General features: G+C 67.8%; 11 protein-coding genes. 9 read left to right on the forward strand and 2 right to left on the reverse strand.

Features of this window, described 5'->3' with window-relative positions; genetic code table 11:
- The first annotated feature begins 405 nt into the window (after positions 1 to 405).
- The 7 genes from BDO18943_RS06270 to BDO18943_RS06300 all read left to right on the forward strand — a co-directional run bounded on the left by BDO18943_RS06270 (position 406) and on the right by BDO18943_RS06300 (position 11,054).
- Complete coding sequence (locus tag BDO18943_RS06270; protein ID WP_175021674.1) at positions 406 to 4,179, forward strand: nitrate reductase subunit alpha; 3,774 nt, start codon at positions 406 to 408, stop codon at positions 4,177 to 4,179.
- Entirely contained in the window at positions 4,176 to 5,705 is a 1,530-nt protein-coding gene (narH, locus tag BDO18943_RS06275; protein ID WP_089454320.1) for a nitrate reductase subunit beta, read from the forward strand. Before BDO18943_RS06270 ends, narH begins: the two co-directional genes overlap by 4 nt.
- Positions 5,705 to 6,400: a nitrate reductase molybdenum cofactor assembly chaperone gene (narJ, locus tag BDO18943_RS06280; RefSeq protein ID WP_089454349.1), complete on the forward strand. Its 696-nt coding sequence runs from the start codon at positions 5,705 to 5,707 to the stop codon at positions 6,398 to 6,400. Before narH ends, narJ begins: the two co-directional genes overlap by 1 nt.
- A gap of 26 nt (positions 6,401 to 6,426) precedes the next feature.
- The gene (narI, locus tag BDO18943_RS06285) at positions 6,427 to 7,110 is read left to right on the forward strand and encodes a respiratory nitrate reductase subunit gamma (RefSeq protein WP_043192090.1); all 684 of its coding nucleotides are present in this window, start codon (positions 6,427 to 6,429) and stop codon (positions 7,108 to 7,110) included.
- Positions 7,111 to 7,119: 9 nt separating this feature from the next.
- On the forward strand, positions 7,120 to 7,905 hold the full coding sequence (locus BDO18943_RS06290; protein WP_175021675.1) for a peptidylprolyl isomerase: 786 nt from the start codon (positions 7,120 to 7,122) through the stop codon (positions 7,903 to 7,905).
- A gap of 15 nt (positions 7,906 to 7,920) precedes the next feature.
- Complete coding sequence (locus BDO18943_RS06295; RefSeq protein WP_175021676.1) at positions 7,921 to 9,189, forward strand: MFS transporter; 1,269 nt, start codon at positions 7,921 to 7,923, stop codon at positions 9,187 to 9,189.
- A 131-nt stretch (positions 9,190 to 9,320) separates the two neighbouring features.
- Positions 9,321 to 11,054 (forward strand): site-specific integrase, encoded by a 1,734-nt coding sequence (locus tag BDO18943_RS06300; protein WP_175021677.1) that lies wholly within the window; start codon positions 9,321 to 9,323, stop codon positions 11,052 to 11,054.
- A 39-nt stretch (positions 11,055 to 11,093) separates the two neighbouring features.
- Here BDO18943_RS06300 and BDO18943_RS06305 read toward each other — a convergent pair whose 3' ends face one another.
- Positions 11,094 to 11,810 carry a DJ-1/PfpI family protein gene (locus BDO18943_RS06305; protein WP_175021678.1) on the reverse strand — a complete coding sequence of 239 codons (717 nt, stop codon included), beginning with the start codon at positions 11,808 to 11,810 and terminating at the stop codon, positions 11,094 to 11,096.
- A gap of 84 nt (positions 11,811 to 11,894) precedes the next feature.
- Here BDO18943_RS06305 and BDO18943_RS06310 point away from each other — a divergent pair, with 84 nt between their 5' ends.
- On the forward strand, positions 11,895 to 12,827 hold the full coding sequence (locus BDO18943_RS06310; protein WP_175021679.1) for a GlxA family transcriptional regulator: 933 nt from the start codon (positions 11,895 to 11,897) through the stop codon (positions 12,825 to 12,827).
- A gap of 59 nt (positions 12,828 to 12,886) precedes the next feature.
- On the opposite strand, the gene BDO18943_RS06315 is transcribed toward BDO18943_RS06310, so the two are convergent.
- Positions 12,887 to 14,938 (reverse strand): SMI1/KNR4 family protein, encoded by a 2,052-nt coding sequence (locus tag BDO18943_RS06315; protein ID WP_175021680.1) that lies wholly within the window; start codon positions 14,936 to 14,938, stop codon positions 12,887 to 12,889.
- 323 nt (positions 14,939 to 15,261) lie between these two features.
- On the opposite strand from BDO18943_RS06315, the gene BDO18943_RS06320 reads away from it, so the two are divergent.
- The gene (locus BDO18943_RS06320; protein WP_043192078.1) at positions 15,262 to 15,585 is read left to right on the forward strand and encodes a TfoX/Sxy family protein; all 324 of its coding nucleotides are present in this window, start codon (positions 15,262 to 15,264) and stop codon (positions 15,583 to 15,585) included.
- Positions 15,586 to 15,637: the final 52 nt, after the last annotated feature.

A 15,637-nucleotide genomic window follows, 5' to 3' on the forward strand; every position in this document is an offset into this window, starting at 1 on the left:
GACGGCCGGAAATGGAAATGCGCTGAACCTGTTGCGCAACCGTCGACCGGCAACCGGCTGCGGCATGCGAATCCCGCTACGGATGGCAGGGATGTTCAGCACAATTCAATGCGAAATCCGAGCGCCGCTACGCGATGCAGGGAAGCGGCGGACGGATGACGCGCGAATGCAGTGCGCAGCATAGCAGGGCTTGCCGCGCGCTCGCGCCCCAGGTGGCGTTTGCTGTTGCGCGCGGATCAACGATATCGTGATTTGTATCAAGTCATGATATGTCGATCCGCCCGACAATCGATTCGACCACGGTGGAAAGGGCGAAACGAATGCGATCCGATCGACCTTTACATCCGCCATTTCACCTCCTTAAATAATCAGGGTCTGCCAAAAGACCGGAAAAACGAGATCCCCATGAGCCATTTCCTGGATAGATTGCGTTATTTCTCCACCACGAGGCCACGCTTTTCCGACGGACACGGTGCCGTCACGGACGAGGACCGAAAATGGGAAGACGGCTACCGGCTGCGCTGGCAGCACGACAAGATCGTCCGCTCGACCCACGGCGTGAACTGCACGGGCTCGTGCTCGTGGAAGGTCTATGTGAAAGGCGGGATCGTCACCTGGGAAACCCAGCAGACCGACTATCCGCGCACGCGCCCCGACATGCCGAACCACGAGCCGCGTGGCTGCTCGCGCGGTGCGTCCTACTCCTGGTATCTGTATAGCGCGAACCGCCTGAAGCATCCGATGGTGCGCAGCGCGCTCGTGAAGCTGTGGCGCGAACGCCGCCGCACGCTTGGGCCCGTCGACGCGTGGCGCTCGATTGTCGAAGACGACGAAGCACGCCGTTCGTACCAGAGCCGGCGCGGGCTCGGCGGCTTCGTGCGCGCGAGCTGGGACGAGGTCAACGAGATCGTTGCGGCCGCAAATGTCCACACGGTGAAGCAGCACGGCCCCGATCGCGTGGTCGGCTTCTCGCCGATTCCGGCGATGTCGATGGTGTCGTATGCGGCGGGTTCCCGTTCCCTGTCGCTGATCGGCGGCGTGTGCCTGAGCTTCTACGACTGGTATTGCGACCTGCCGCCTGCGTCGCCGCAGACCTGGGGCGAGCAGACCGACGTGCCGGAATCGGCCGACTGGTACAACTCGACGTTCATCATGATGTGGGGCTCCAATGTCCCGCAGACGCGTACGCCGGACGCGCACTTTCTCGTCGAGGCGCGCTATCGCGGCACCAAGGTCGTGTCGGTGTTCCCCGACTACTCGGAAGGCGCGAAATTCGGCGACCTGTGGCTGCACCCGAAGCAGGGCACCGACGCGGCGCTCGCGCTCGCGATGGGGCACGTGATCCTGAAGGAATTCCATCTGGCGGGGAAGAGCGACTACTTCACCGACTATTGCAAGCGCTATACCGACATGCCGTGCCTCGTGCGCCTCGTGCCGCACGGCGACGGCTACGTGCCCGAGCGTCTCGTACGCGCATCCGACTTCGACGATGCGCTCGACGAAGCCGCGCATCCGGACTGGAAGACCGTGATGATCGACGATGCGACCGGCGAGTTCGTCGTGCCGGTCGGCTCGGTCGGGTTCCGCTGGGGGCAGCAGGACGAAGCCGACAAGGGCAAGTGGAACCTGCGCGGCGAGACGTCGAAGGGCGCGGCACTCGCGCCGCGGCTGTCGTGCACGGCCGCGCACGACGACGTGGTCGACGTGCTGTTCCCGTATTTCGGCAACCAGCCGCACGCGCATTTCAATTCGACGCAGCACACGTCCGAGCTGTCGCGCCGGATCGGCGTGCGGCGCATCGCGACGCGCAACGGCGACCTGCTGGTCGCGACCGTCTACGACCTGTTCGTCGCCAACTACGGGCTCGACCAGGGCCTCGGCGGCCGCGACGTGGCCGCGAGCTACGACGACGACCTGCCGTACACGCCGGCCTGGCAGGAAGCGATCACCGGCGTGAAGCGCGCGGACGTGATCTCGGTCGCGCGGCAGTTCGCGGAGAACGCGCACAAGACGCAAGGCAAGTCGATGGTGATCATCGGCGCCGGGATCAACCACTGGTTCCACATGGACATGTCGTACCGCGCGATCATGAACATGCTGATCATGTGCGGCTGCGTCGGCAAGCCGGGCGGTGGCTGGTCGCACTACGTGGGCCAGGAGAAGCTGCGCCCGCAAACCGGCTGGACGGTGCTATCGGGCGCGCTCGACTGGAGCCGCCCGCCGCGCCAGATGAATGCGACGTCGTTCTTCTACGCGCACACCGACCAGTGGCGCTACGACCCGATGGACCCGGCCACGCTGCTGTCGCCGCTCGCGGACAAGTCGCAGTTCCACGGCGCGCCGATCGACTACAACGTGCGCGCGGAACGGATGGGCTGGCTGCCGTCCGCGCCGCAGCTCGCGGTGAATCCGCTGAAGGTCGGCGCGGCGCTCGCCGATCCCGCGCATGCCGGTGCGGCGCTCGCGCAGCAGTTGAAGGCGGGCACGCTGAAGTTGGCGAGCGAGGATCCCGATGCGCCGGAGAACTTCCCGCGCAACCTGTTCGTGTGGCGCTCGAACCTGCTGGGTTCGTCGGGCAAGGGGCATGAATATTTCCTGAAGCACCTGCTCGGTACGACCCACGGCGTGCAGGGCGAGGATCTCGGCGCGACCGGCGGCACGCGCCCCGAGGAAGTGACGTGGCATGACGACGCGCCGCGCGGCAAGCTCGACCTGCTCGTGACGCTCGACTTCCGGATGTCGACGACCTGCATGTACTCGGACGTCGTGCTGCCCACCGCGACGTGGTACGAGAAGGACGACATGAACACGTCCGACATGCACCCGTTCATCCACCCGCTGTCGGCGGCCGTCGATCCCGCGTGGGAATCGAAGAGCGACTGGGAGATCTTCAAGGGGATCGCGAAGCGCTTCTCCGAACTGTGCGACGGGCATCTGAGTGTCGAACGCGACGTGGTGCTCGCACCGATCGCGCACGACACACCGGGCGAGCTCGCGCAGCCGTTCGACGTGCAGGACTGGAAGCGCGGCGAATGCGAGCCGGTGCCGGGCCGCACGATGCCGAACGTGACCGTCGTCGAGCGCGACTATCCGAACACCTACGCGCGCTTCACGTCGCTCGGGCCGTTGATGGACAAGCTCGGCAACGGCGGCAAAGGCATCGGCTGGGACACGAAGGACGAAGTGAAGCTGCTCGGCGAGCTGAACTACAAGGTGGCCGACGGCGCGGCGCAAGGGCGGCCGCGTATCGACACGGCGCTCGACGCGGCCGAGGTGATCCTCGCGCTCGCGCCCGAGACCAACGGCGAGGTGGCGGTGAAGGCGTGGCGCGCACTGTCCGGCATCACGGGCATCGACCATACGCACCTGGCCGCCGCGCGCGCGGACGAGAAGATCCGTTTCCGCGACATCCAGGCGCAGCCGCGCAAGATCATCTCGTCGCCGACGTGGAGCGGGATCGAATCCGAGCACGTGTCGTACAACGCCGGCTACGTGAACGTGCACGAGCTGGTGCCGTGGCGCACGATGACCGGCCGCCAGCAGCTCTATCAGGATCATGCGTGGATGCGCGCGTTCGGCGAATCGCTGTGCGCATACAAGCCGCCGGTCGATACGGGCAGTTACGCGCACATGGTCGGCACGCGTTCGAACGGCAACCCGGAACGGGTGCTGAACTTCCTGACGCCGCACCAGAAGTGGGGGATCCACAGCACCTACACGGACAACCTGCTGATGCTGACGCTGTCGCGCGGCGGCCCGATCGTGTGGATGTCGGAGGACGACGCGAAGGCGATCGGCGCGGTCGATAACGACTGGATCGAGTGCTACAACTCGAACGGCGCGTTGTGCGCGCGGGCCGTCGTCAGCCAGCGGATTCCGTCCGGGATGGTGATGATGTACCACGCGCAGGAGAAGATCGTGAACACGCCGGGCTCCGAGATCACCGGTACGCGCGGCGGCATCCACAACTCGGTCACGCGCATCGCGCTGAAGCCGACCCACATGATCGGCGGCTACGCGCAGCTCGCGTACGGCTTCAATTACTACGGCACGGTCGGCTCGAATCGCGACGAGTTCCTGATCGTGCGCAGGATGAACAAGATCGACTGGCTCGATAGCGAAGAGACCGCGGTCGACCCCACAACGCAAGCCGTACGGGCTACCGGAGAAACGTCATGAAGGTACGCGCACAGATCGCGATGGTGCTGAACCTCGACAAGTGCATCGGCTGCCATACCTGCTCGGTGACCTGCAAGAACGTATGGACGAGCCGCGAAGGGATGGAATACGCGTGGTTCAACAACGTCGAGACGAAACCGGGCATCGGCTACCCGAAGGACTGGGAAAACCAGGACCGTTGGCGCGGCGGCTGGAAACGGCGTGCCGACGGCAAGATCGAGCCGCGTCTCGGCAGCAAGTGGCGGTTGCTCGCGCAGATCTTCGCGAACCCGCACCTGCCCGAGATCGATGACTACTACGAGCCGTTCACGTTCGACTACGCGCACCTGCAGGAAGCCGGCAATACGCGCGCGATGCCGGTCGCGCGGCCGCGCTCGGTGATCAGCGGCCAGCGGCTCGAGAAGATCGAGTGGGGGCCGAACTGGGAGGAAATCCTCGGCGGCGAGTTCGAAAAGCGCGCGAAGGACTACAACTTCGAGAATGTGCAGAAGGAGATCTACGGGCAGTTCGAGAACACTTTCATGATGTACCTGCCGCGCCTGTGCGAGCACTGCCTGAACCCGGCGTGCGTCGCGTCGTGCCCGTCGGGCTCGATCTACAAGCGCGAGGAAGACGGCATCGTGCTGATCGACCAGGACAAGTGCCGCGGCTGGCGCATGTGCGTGTCGGGCTGCCCGTACAAGAAGATCTACTACAACTGGCAGAGCGGCAAGGCCGAGAAGTGCATCTTCTGCTATCCGCGCATCGAGGCCGGCCAGCCGACCGTGTGCTCGGAAACCTGCGTGGGCCGCATCCGCTATCTCGGCGTGCTGCTGTACGACGCCGACCGGATCAGCGAGGCGGCCAGCGCCGAGAACGAGAAGGATCTGTACGAAGCGCAGCTGTCGCTGTTCCTCGATCCGGACGACCCGGCCGTGATCGCGCAGGCCGAACGCGACGGCGTGCCGGCCGCCTGGATCGACGCCGCGCGGCGTTCGCCGACCTACAAGATGGCGATCGACTGGAAGATCGCGTTCCCGCTGCATCCGGAATACCGGACGCTGCCGATGGTGTGGTACGTGCCGCCGCTGTCGCCGATCAACGCGGCCGCGAACAGCGGGGACCTCGGGATGAATGGCTACCTGCCGGACGTCGAATCGCTGCGCATCCCGCTGCGCTATCTCGCGAACCTGCTGACGGCCGGTGACGAGGCGCCCGTGAAGCTCGCGCTCGAGCGGCTGCTCGCGATGCGCGCGTTCATGCGCGCGCGCCACGTGGACGGCATCGACGCGCGCGGCGTGCTCGACCAGGTCGGGCTGTCGCTCGCGCAGGTCGAGGAGATGTACCGCTATCTCGCGATCGCGAACTACGAGGATCGTTTCGTGATCCCGACCACGCATCGCGAGTATGCGGAGAACGCCTACGACCTTCGCGCGTCGTGCGGCTTCTCGTTCGGCAACGGCTGCTCGGATGGCCGTTCGGAGGCCAGCCTGTTCAGCCCGAGGAAGGGCAGCAAGACGATTCCGATCCACGAGGCTTCCCGATGATGAGCACCGCATCCGATCCGACCTATGCGGCGCTCGCTGCGCTGCTTGATTATCCCGACGAGGCGCTCGTTGTCGCGCTCGATTCGATCGAAATGCACCTGCGCGAGCATGCGCGCCTGCCGAAAACGGTGCGCGCGGGCCTCGACCGGTTCCTTGCATACGTGCGCGAGCGCGACCTGCTGACGCTGCAGGAGAACTACGTCGGGCTGTTCGACCGTGGCCGCGCGACGTCGCTATACCTGTTCGAGCATGTGCACGGTGAATCGCGCGACCGCGGGCAGGCGATGGTCGACCTGCTGCAGATGTACGAGCGGCACGGGCTGTTCCTGAACCAGGGCGAACTGCCCGACTACCTGCCCGTGTTCCTCGAATACCTGTCGCGTCTGCCGGCGCCCGATGCGCGCAAGCTGCTCGCCGAAACCGGCGAAATCCTGAGCGCGCTGGCCGGCCAGCTCGCGCAGCGCGGCAGCCATTACGGCTTCGTCGTCGGGGCGCTGCTGCCGATGGCCGGCCTCGCACCGGCCGACGCGCCGGACGACACCGACGACGACGTGGCCGCCGAGCGGCCGAGTGCCGCCGACTACCGCGCGCTCGACGCGTCGTATGCGGACGAGGCCGTGCGCTTCGTCGGCGCGGCCACGCCGGCGGAGGAACCGGTGCGCTTCTACGATCAACGGCCTGCGCGGCGCGCGTAAGCGCGCCGGTTCAACAGGGGAAAGCCATGAACGATTACCTGCATCAATTCCTGTTCGGGATCTATCCGTACATCTGTCTCGCCGTGCTGCTGCTGGGCAGTCTGATCCGCTTCGACCGTGAGCAATACACGTGGAAAAGCGATTCGTCGCAGCTGCTGCGCCACGGCATGCTGCGGCTCGGCAGCAACCTGTTCCACTGGGGCGTGCTGGTCGTCGTGCTCGGGCACTTCGGCGGCTTCCTCGCGCCGCACTGGCTCGTGTCGCCGTTCCTGTCGGCGTCGGGGCACCAGCTCGTCGCGATGGTGGCGGGCGGCGCGGCCGGCGTAGCCGCGATCATCGGGCTGACGATCCTGATCTGGCGGCGCCTCGGCGACCCGCGTATCCGTAAGAACAGCCGCAAGTCCGACATCCTGATCGTGCTGATGCTGTGGGTGCAGCTCGCGCTCGGGCTCGGCACCGTCGTGCTGTCGACGCGCCACATGGACGGCGCGATGTTCGAGCAGCTGACCGACTACGTGAAGGGCGTCGTCACGTTCCGGCCGGACATCGCGAGCCTGCTGGTCGGCGTGCCGCTGACGTACCGGCTGCATATCCTGCTCGGCTTCACGATCTTCCTCGTGTCGCCGTTCACGCGGATGGTGCACATCTGGAGCGGGATCGCGTCGGTCGCGTACCTGATCCGCCCGTACCAGCTCGTGCGCAAGCGCTGAGGAGGCCGCATGAACGACGTTCTCCATGACGTGCCGGCCGCGTTGCGCATCAACGGCATCGCGATCGATGACGACGCGGTCGCGGCCGAGGCCGCGCATCACGGCGACGCGCCCGATCCGCTCGACGCCGCACGGCGCGCGCTCGCGGTGCGCGAACTGCTGCGGCAGCGCGCAGTGTCGCTCGCGCTGCTCGACGAAGGCGCGCCGCTCGACGACGCGGCCGTCGACGCATTGCTCGAACGCGAGCTCACGCACCTGCCCGAACCCGATCGCGCGGATTGCGAGCGCTACTACGCGCAGCATCCGGCGCGCTTTCGCCGCAACGACATCGTCTATGCGAGCCACGTGCTGTTCGCGATGACGGACCGTGTGCCGCTCGCGCCGCTGCGGCAGCGCGCGGAAGCCGCGCTCGCCGATGTGGTGGCCGCACCCGACACGTTCGAAGCGCTCGCTCGCGCGTCGTCGAACTGCCCGTCGGCGGAAGTCGGCGGCAGCCTCGGGCAACTGCTGCGCGGCGACACGGTGCCGGAATTCGAGGCCGCGCTGTTCGACACCGACGGGCTCGGCGTGCTGCCGAAGCTCGTCAATACGCGCTTCGGCTTTCACATCGTGCGCATCGAGCGCCGTGTGCCGGGCGATGCGGTGCCGTTCGACGAAGCCGCCGCGCAGATCGCCGCGTACCTGTCGGAACGCGTGCGGGAGCGGGCGATGCGGCAGTACGTGGCGATTCTCGCGGGTAGTGCGCGCGTCGAAGGTGTCGCGTTCGATGGCGCGAACGGCCCGCTGGTCCAATGAAACGGGGTTTGGCGTATGGCAACTCAACAACAAGGTAACGTGGTGCCGGCCGGCGGCGCGCCGGCGATTCCGCTGCGCGCGTGGTCGGTGCTGGCCGCGAGCACGCTCGCATTCATGGTGTGCTTCGTCGTGTGGATGATGTTCGGCGTGCTCGGCGTGCAGCTGCGCACCGATCTCGGGCTGAACAGCACGGAGTTCGGGCTGCTCACGTCGACGCCCGTGCTGACCGGCGCGCTGATGCGCCTGCCGCTCGGCACCTGGACCGACCGCTTCGGCGGCCGGATCGTGATGACGGTGCTGCTCGTCGTGTGCGCGGTGCCCGTCTATATCGTCAGCTACGCGACGCAGCTGTGGCAGTTCCTGCTGATCGGGCTGTTCCTCGGTTGCGTCGGTGCATCGTTCGCGGTCGGCACGCCGTATGTCGCGCGTTTCTTCCCGCCGCAGCGGCGCGGGCTCGCGATGGGCGTGTTCGGCGCGGGCACCTGCGGCGCGGCCGTCAACCTGTTCGTCACGCCGCTGCTGCTCGGTGCGTACGGCTGGCGCTTCGTGCCGCGCGTCTACGCGGTCGCGCTGCTCGTCACGGCCGCGATCTTCTGGTTCGCGTCGGCGCCGGACCCGGGCGCGGGCAAGCGCGGCGGCTCGTGGCTCGATTCGTTCAAGGTGCTGCGCGACCCGCGCGTGTGGCGGCTGTGCCAGTACTACTCGATCACGTTCGGCGGCTTCACAGCGCTGTCGCTGTGGATTCCGCAGTACCTCAAGAGCGAATACGGGATGTCGCTCGTGATGGCGTCCGCGTTCGCGGCCGGCTTCTCGCTGCCGGGCTCGGTGCTGCGCGCGCTCGGCGGCGCGCTGTCCGACCGCTTCGGCGCGCACGCGGTCACATGGTGGGGGCTGTGGATCGCGTGGATCGCGCTGTTCCTGCTGTCGTATCCGGCGACCGACTTCGTGATCCACACGATCGACGGCACCGCGACACTGAACGTGTCGATGCCCGTGGCCGGTTTCGTCGCGCTGACCTTCGTGCTCGGCGCGGTGTTCGCGCTCGGGATGGCGTCGACGTTCAAGTACGTCGCCGACGATTTCGCGGACAACATGGGCGTCGTTACGGGCATCGTCGGGCTCGCGGGCGGGCTCGGCGGGTTCCTGCTGCCGATCCTGTTCGGCGTGCTGCTCGACCTGCTGCGCGTGCGCACGACCTGCTTCATGTTCCTGTACGGGATCGTGTGGGTGTCGCTGATCCTGATCTATTTGTCGGAAGTGCGGCGCACGCCGGTCACGGGCTGACGGGTTTCGATCGATGTGATGTGTCTGAGCGCGACGCCGGAACGATCCGGTGTCGCGCATCGGTGCCCGTCGCGCCAGGAACGCCGCGCGCGACGTATCCGGCCGCGCGCGCTTCTGTCAAACTGGCGGCCATGAAACCGCGCCTCGCTTCACCGCCTTCCCCCGATTCTGCGCCTGCGCCCGCAGGCTTTCCCGACGCCGACGAACTGGCCGCGCTGCGTGCGTGGTATGCGGGCATGACCGTGCGCCAGGCCGTCGCGCGCTACCTGCCCGATCGTCTCGGCGAAGGGCGCTCGGCGCGCGGCGTGATCGGCGTCATCCGCCGCCGTCTCGTGCGCGTCGCGCGGCAGGCTGGCCGGCCCGATCTCGCGGAGCAGCTCGGTCATCCTGACGGTGAGCGTTTGCAGGAGGCGAAGGCTGCGGCCGAAGCGATCGGCCTGCTGCGTCATGCACGCCCGCCGGTCCCGCAGATCAGCGACGACGTCGGCCTGTGGCTGCCCGCGCGCGCGGTCGTCGCGCTGCGTGCGCACGGGATCGCGACGCTGGCCGATCTCACGGTGCGGATTCCGCGCCGGCGCCAGTGGTGGCGTGCGATCGCGGGCCTCGGCGTGGCCAGTGCGCGGCACATCGAGGCGTTTTTCGCCGCGCATCCGGCCCTGACCGAACGGGCGCGCGCACTGATCGCGGCGACACCGCGCGGCAGCATCGTGCCGTGGGAGCAGTTGAAGCTGCCGCACGAGGTCGACGGCTCGGCCGGCACGTTCCGCGCGCCGCGCGCGACCAGCACGCTGGATGCGGACAACGATTACGCGGCCGTGCACGCGTGGCTGTCGCTGCACGAATCGGCCGCGACACGGCGTGCGTACCGGAAGGAGGCCGAGCGGCTGATCCTGTGGGCGATCGTCGAACGCGGCCGCGCGCTGTCGTCGCTGACGACCGAGGATGCGGTCGCCTATCGCGCGTTCGTGCGGCGCCCGACGCCGCACGAACGCTGGGTCGGGCCCGTGCGGCCGCGCGGTGCGCCCGACTGGCGGCCGTTCTCGGGCGCGCTGTCCGCGCGCTCGGCCGCGTATACGCTGTCGGTGCTCGGCGCGCTGTTTCGCTGGCTGATCGAGCAGCGCTACCTGCTCGCGAATCCGTTCGCGGGCGTCAAGGTGCGCGACACGCGCGGCGCGAACGCACTCGACACGTCGCATGCGTTCACCGAAGGCGAGTGGCTGCTCGTGCGCACGATCGCCGACGGGCTCGAGTTCCGCAAGGGCGCGACGGCTGCGCCGCAGTCGGGCTGGACACCGGCCGCCGCGCAACGGTTGCGCTTCATTCTCGATTTCGGCTATGCGACCGGGCTGCGCGCGAGCGAGCTGGTCGGCGCGACGCTCGGCGACATCGAGACCGATGCGCACGGCGACGCGTGGCTGAAGGTGATCGGCAAGGGCAGCAAGGCCGCGCGCGTCGCGCTGCCGCCGCTCGCACGCACGGGGCTTGACCGTTTTCTGGTCGCACGCCGGTTGCCGGTCACGCCATCGCGCTGGCGGCCCGACACGCCGCTGATCCCGAGCCTCGCGGAAGACGGTGCGGCCGCGATCACGAGCGTGCGGCTGTGGAAGGTGATGCAGCGTTTCTTCGCGCAGACGGCCGATCAAGTCGATGCCGACAATCCCGCGCTTGCGCAGAAGCTGCGGCAGGCGAGCCCGCACTGGATGCGTCATACGCATGCGACGCACGCGTTGGCGCGCGGCGCGGAGTTGACGACCGTGCGCGACAACCTGCGGCATGCGTCGATTTCCACGACGTCGATTTATCTGCATGGCGACGACGTGAAGCGGGCGCGGCAGATGTCGAGCGCGTTCGCGGCCGACAAGTAACGGCGTCGTGCCGGTCGGGCAGGGGCCGCCTGCGCGTCGTCAAGTCGCCTGTCGGCCTGCGTCCGGCGGTGCAAGGTGCTGCGCCGCGCGCGCCACGACCGCATGACGATCGGGCCGCACGCGCTCGAACAGCGCGGACACCGACGCGAGAATGTCCGGTGCGGCCTGCTCGGGACGTCCGCAGTCGAACGGCGGCTCGGGCGCGTACTCGATGCCGAGCTGCACGGCTTGCGCGTAGGCCGGGCCGGCGATGTCGGCCATCACCGACAGCGCCATGTCGATGCCGGCGGTGACGCCGCCGCCCGTGATGACCGGGCCGTCACGCACTACGCGGCCGGTGTCGACGATCGCGCCGAACGGCGGCAGCAGGTCGCGCCACGCCCAGTGGCAGGCGGCCCGCCGGCCGTACAGCAACCCGGCCGCGCCGAGCACCAGCGACCCGCTGCACACGGAGGTAACATAGCGGGCGCCTTGCGCGAGCCGGCGGACTTCGCAAACGAACGCGTCGTCGGCGATCGCGTCGATCACGCCGAGCCCGCCCGGCACGCAGACGAGATCGGCGTGTGCGATGTCGGCAAGCCGCTCGACGGCCGCGATGGTCAGGCCGCTGTCCGCGCGAATCGATCCGCCGCGCACGGAAGCCCGGTGAATCCGCGCGCCCGGCAGGCGCCAGAACACCTCGTCCGGGCCGGTGAAATCGAGCTGCGTGACATGATCGAACAACGCGAATACGACGATGAACGGCGTGGTGGCCATCACGATCTCCCGAAGACATGAACGGCCTGTAGGATCGGGCCGCGCGCCGTCCGTCGCAATGTCATTTCTCCCGCACTTTCTGCCATGACCCATCGCGTCGCCATGCTCGTGTATCCCGGCTTCCAGTTGCTCGATGCCGCCGGCCCCGTTGCCGCGTTCGAGATGGCCGACTACGCGCGCACGCCGTATTACGCGATTCGCATCGTCGCGGTGCAGCCGGGGCTGGTTCGCAGTTCGTCGGGCGTGAGCTGGCACGCCGAGCCGCTGCCGGAGGCGGCGGACCTCGATACGTTGCTGGTCGCGGGCGGCGATGGCGTCGATGCGGCGATGGCAGACGACGCGACGTGCGCATTCGTCCGGCGCTGCGCGGCGCGCGGCATCCGCGTCGCGAGTGTCTGTTCGGGCAGCCTGCTGCTGGCCGCGGCCGGCGTGCTGGACGGCCGGCTGGCGACCACGCACTGGGGCTGCGGCGAGCGCTTCGCGCAGGCGTTTCCGCAGGTGCGGCTGGCGCTCGACCGCATCTACGTGAACGACGGGCCGTTCTGGACGAGCGCCGGCATCACGGCCGGCATCGACCTGACGCTCGCGCTGATCGGCGCGGATCGCGGCGAGCGGCTGGCGCGCGCGGTCGCGAAGCGGCTGGTCGTGTACTACCGGCGCCCCGGCGGGCAGTCGCAGTTCTCGGCGCTGATCGAACTCGACAGCGCGCAAGGGCGCTTCCAGCCGTTGCTCGACTACATTCGCCGCAATCTCGGCGCGCGCTTGCGCGTGAGCGACCTGGCCGAGCAGGCGTGCATGAGCCCGCGTCAATTCGCGCGGGCGTTCCAGACGGAAACCGGCCTCACGCCGGCCAAGGCCGTCGAGAAACTGCGCGTGGAAGCCGCCCGTGCCGCGCTGGAAAGCGGTGCGGCATCGCTGCAGCGCGTGGCGAACGAGTGCGGGTTCGGCGATACGGAAAACATGCGGCGCAGTTTCCAGCGCTGGCTGGGCGTCGCGCCGTCGGCGCTGCGTTCGTAGACGGGCAGCGGCGCGATCGGCGACGGGGCGCGACGTGTCGCGCCGCATTCGCCGCCCGCTCAATCGCCGGCCGGATCGTCACGCTCCGCCGCCACGCGCGCGAGCCATTCCGCATAACTCGACGCGACCCGTTCACGCCGGTCGTCGTCATGCCAGACCCGGATCACTTGCCCGACCGTGCCGCCTTCGGCGGGATCGAGGTCGACGCACAGATGATTGCCGCTGCCGTCGTGCGTGAACGGAATCCACTTGAGGTTGTACCAGTCGTCGCGGATGCCGGCGGCCGGGTCGGACGTCATGTCGTCGAAGTCGCCACCCGATACCAGTTTCTTCCAGATCGACCATTGCGCGATGATCTCGTGCGCGCTCAGCAATGCGTCGTTTTCGGCGAAGACGGTTGCCGGATCGGCCTGGCCGTCGTGAAGCCGAAGGCTTTCCAACAGGTCATCCGGCAGCGTCGTGCCCAGCGTGCCGTGCAGTGCGGCGATCGCGTGCGCTGAGGCCGGCCCGTTGAGGCCGCCGGGAAGGTGCTTCGGATCGGCGTCGATCCGGTTTTCGATGTGTTGCCATGATTCGCGAACGTCGGGGACGGTTGCGTCAGCAACCAATGTGCCGGTACCGGTGTCGGTGTCGGCTGCTTGCGGTGGCAGTGGCGGCGGCGCGTCCGTCGCCGTATCCGGAGGTTTTACCTCGCCGCGACGCGGCGCTTCGTGGCCGGTGCGGTCGAGCCATACGAACAGGACGGGCGTACCGGCAGGCAGCACCGTTTCCCCGGCCGGGATCGCGACGAGCACCTCGGCGTCGGTCACGGCGCGAATGGGTCCGTCTCCCTGGCATGGCAGCAGGCTGACCCGCGATTCGCCGCGTTCGGCGCCATGCCGAACGCCCCAGCGCATCCCGTTGAGTTCGGCGTCCGGTGCGATATCGTGCGCGGTCAGCGCGGTTTCCCAGTGCGGGCCCGGCGACGCGACATGCTCCAGCGAATCGAGCACGTACCGGACGATCGCATGCATCAATACCGCGACGCCGCTCGTATGGCCCGGCAGGTTGACCAGTACCGCCTGATCGTAGCTGACCTTCGCTTCCGACCTGTAGATGTAGCCGTTCGGCCTCGTATATTCCACCAGCCACTTCTTCGGTGGCGAGCGGTCCATACTGCGTCCGACATTGAATATTCCACCGGGCGTCTGCTTGATCCGGATCGTGTCCCGACTGTTCGGGTACGCCATCTGGCTGTTCAGGCCGCGAATCTGGAATGGATCGCCCGCCGGCAGCCCGGCGCCGACGATCAGGTCGTAGCGCCCGGCCAGTTCGGCCAGCTGTCGCCCGAACGCCTGGTCGTCGCGCCGCGCGTCGGCCGACCACGGAACCGCGGAGGGCAGTGGAAGATACTCGACGGCAGGCACGTCATAGCCCCATTGCCGCAGGATCGCGCGGACATACGGGCCGCACGAATCGTAGCGCTGCCACGATTCGCGTGCATGGCCAGGCGGCACCACCTCGTAGCCGGCGATCACGATGCCGATGCGCGGCCGCTTCGTAACGGCCACCTCGCGCACGCCCGCCGCAATCAGCGCCGCCTGCCGCGCCGGCGTAATCCGCAGACCCTTCTCGAGCAGCACGTCTCCTTTCCGGTATTCGCTGCCGGCGGCGATCACGTGCTGGCCGGGCGCATACGGCGCGCGAAACCGCAGGTATGCGCCCACGTCTGCGCTGGCGCAGCGATGGGTGGACGTCGGCGCAAGGGTGTCGGCGTGCTCCGGCATCGTCACGTAGGCCGGGATGCTGGCCGCGTGGCCGGGCGCGAGCGCGCGGGCGGCCGGGTTGGCCGTTCGCGACGCCAGATAGCCCAGCGAGCGTTCGCAGTCGAGATCGACGAGTTCGCGATGCGTCGCGCGAGCCGTATCGGATGCGCGCAGCGCATAGCCGTCGCACGCGGCAAGCGGAACGGATGGCACATCGTCCGGAGCGATGACGTCGACCGCGGTGACGCGCGATACGGCGTCGTCGATCGCGACCGTCTCGCTCAGCATCGCGCCCGGGACGAGTTGACGGCAATAGTGCTCATAGACCTGCTTGAGCCACGCGGGGAAGGGGGCAGGTACGCTCATCGGGTTCCTTGTATCGACGCTTCGGGGCGCACGGCGATCCGGTCGGGTGGCCCGTGCCGCTCTCCCGGCACATCGGCGAAGCCAGTTTTTTGTGAAGCGTCATTGGACGATTCATCGAGACGTCATGTAACTGTCAGGGATGTCAGGGATGTCAGGGATGTCAGGGATGTCAGGGATGTCAGGGCGCGGTGGGCGTCGAAGGCCCGCCCGTGCCTGAATGCGCGTTGCTGTGACGCAGGGATGACGCGCCGCAGCGTATCTGCCCAACAAGCGGAACGGTCTGGTGCACACTGCGGTCTTAAACTTTTTGCAAGGAGCGGCAGATGGCATCGAGCCAAAGCACAGTCGATTTCATCGTCGAGCAGATGGCGGCGGCCGGTACGGTCTCGGCACGGAAGATGTTCGGCGAATACGGCATCTATTGCGACGGCAAGATGGCCGCGCTCGTCTGCGACGATCGGCTGTTCGTCAAGCCGACACCCGAGGGCCGCGCGTTTCTCGGCGCCTGCGAAGAAGGTTCGCCGTATCCGGGCGCGAAGCCGCACCTCGTCATCTCCGGCGAGCGCTGGGACGATCGCGAATGGCTGTCGGCGCTGATCCGGATCACCGCCGCGCAGTTGCCGGTGCCGGTGAAGCGGAGCCGATAGCGGCCCCTTCGCGTGCAATGTTGCGCTGCGGCCAGGCGTATTCTGTGAAACA

It is taken from the genome of Burkholderia aenigmatica, assembly GCF_902499175.1.
GTDB lineage: Bacteria > Pseudomonadota > Gammaproteobacteria > Burkholderiales > Burkholderiaceae > Burkholderia > Burkholderia aenigmatica.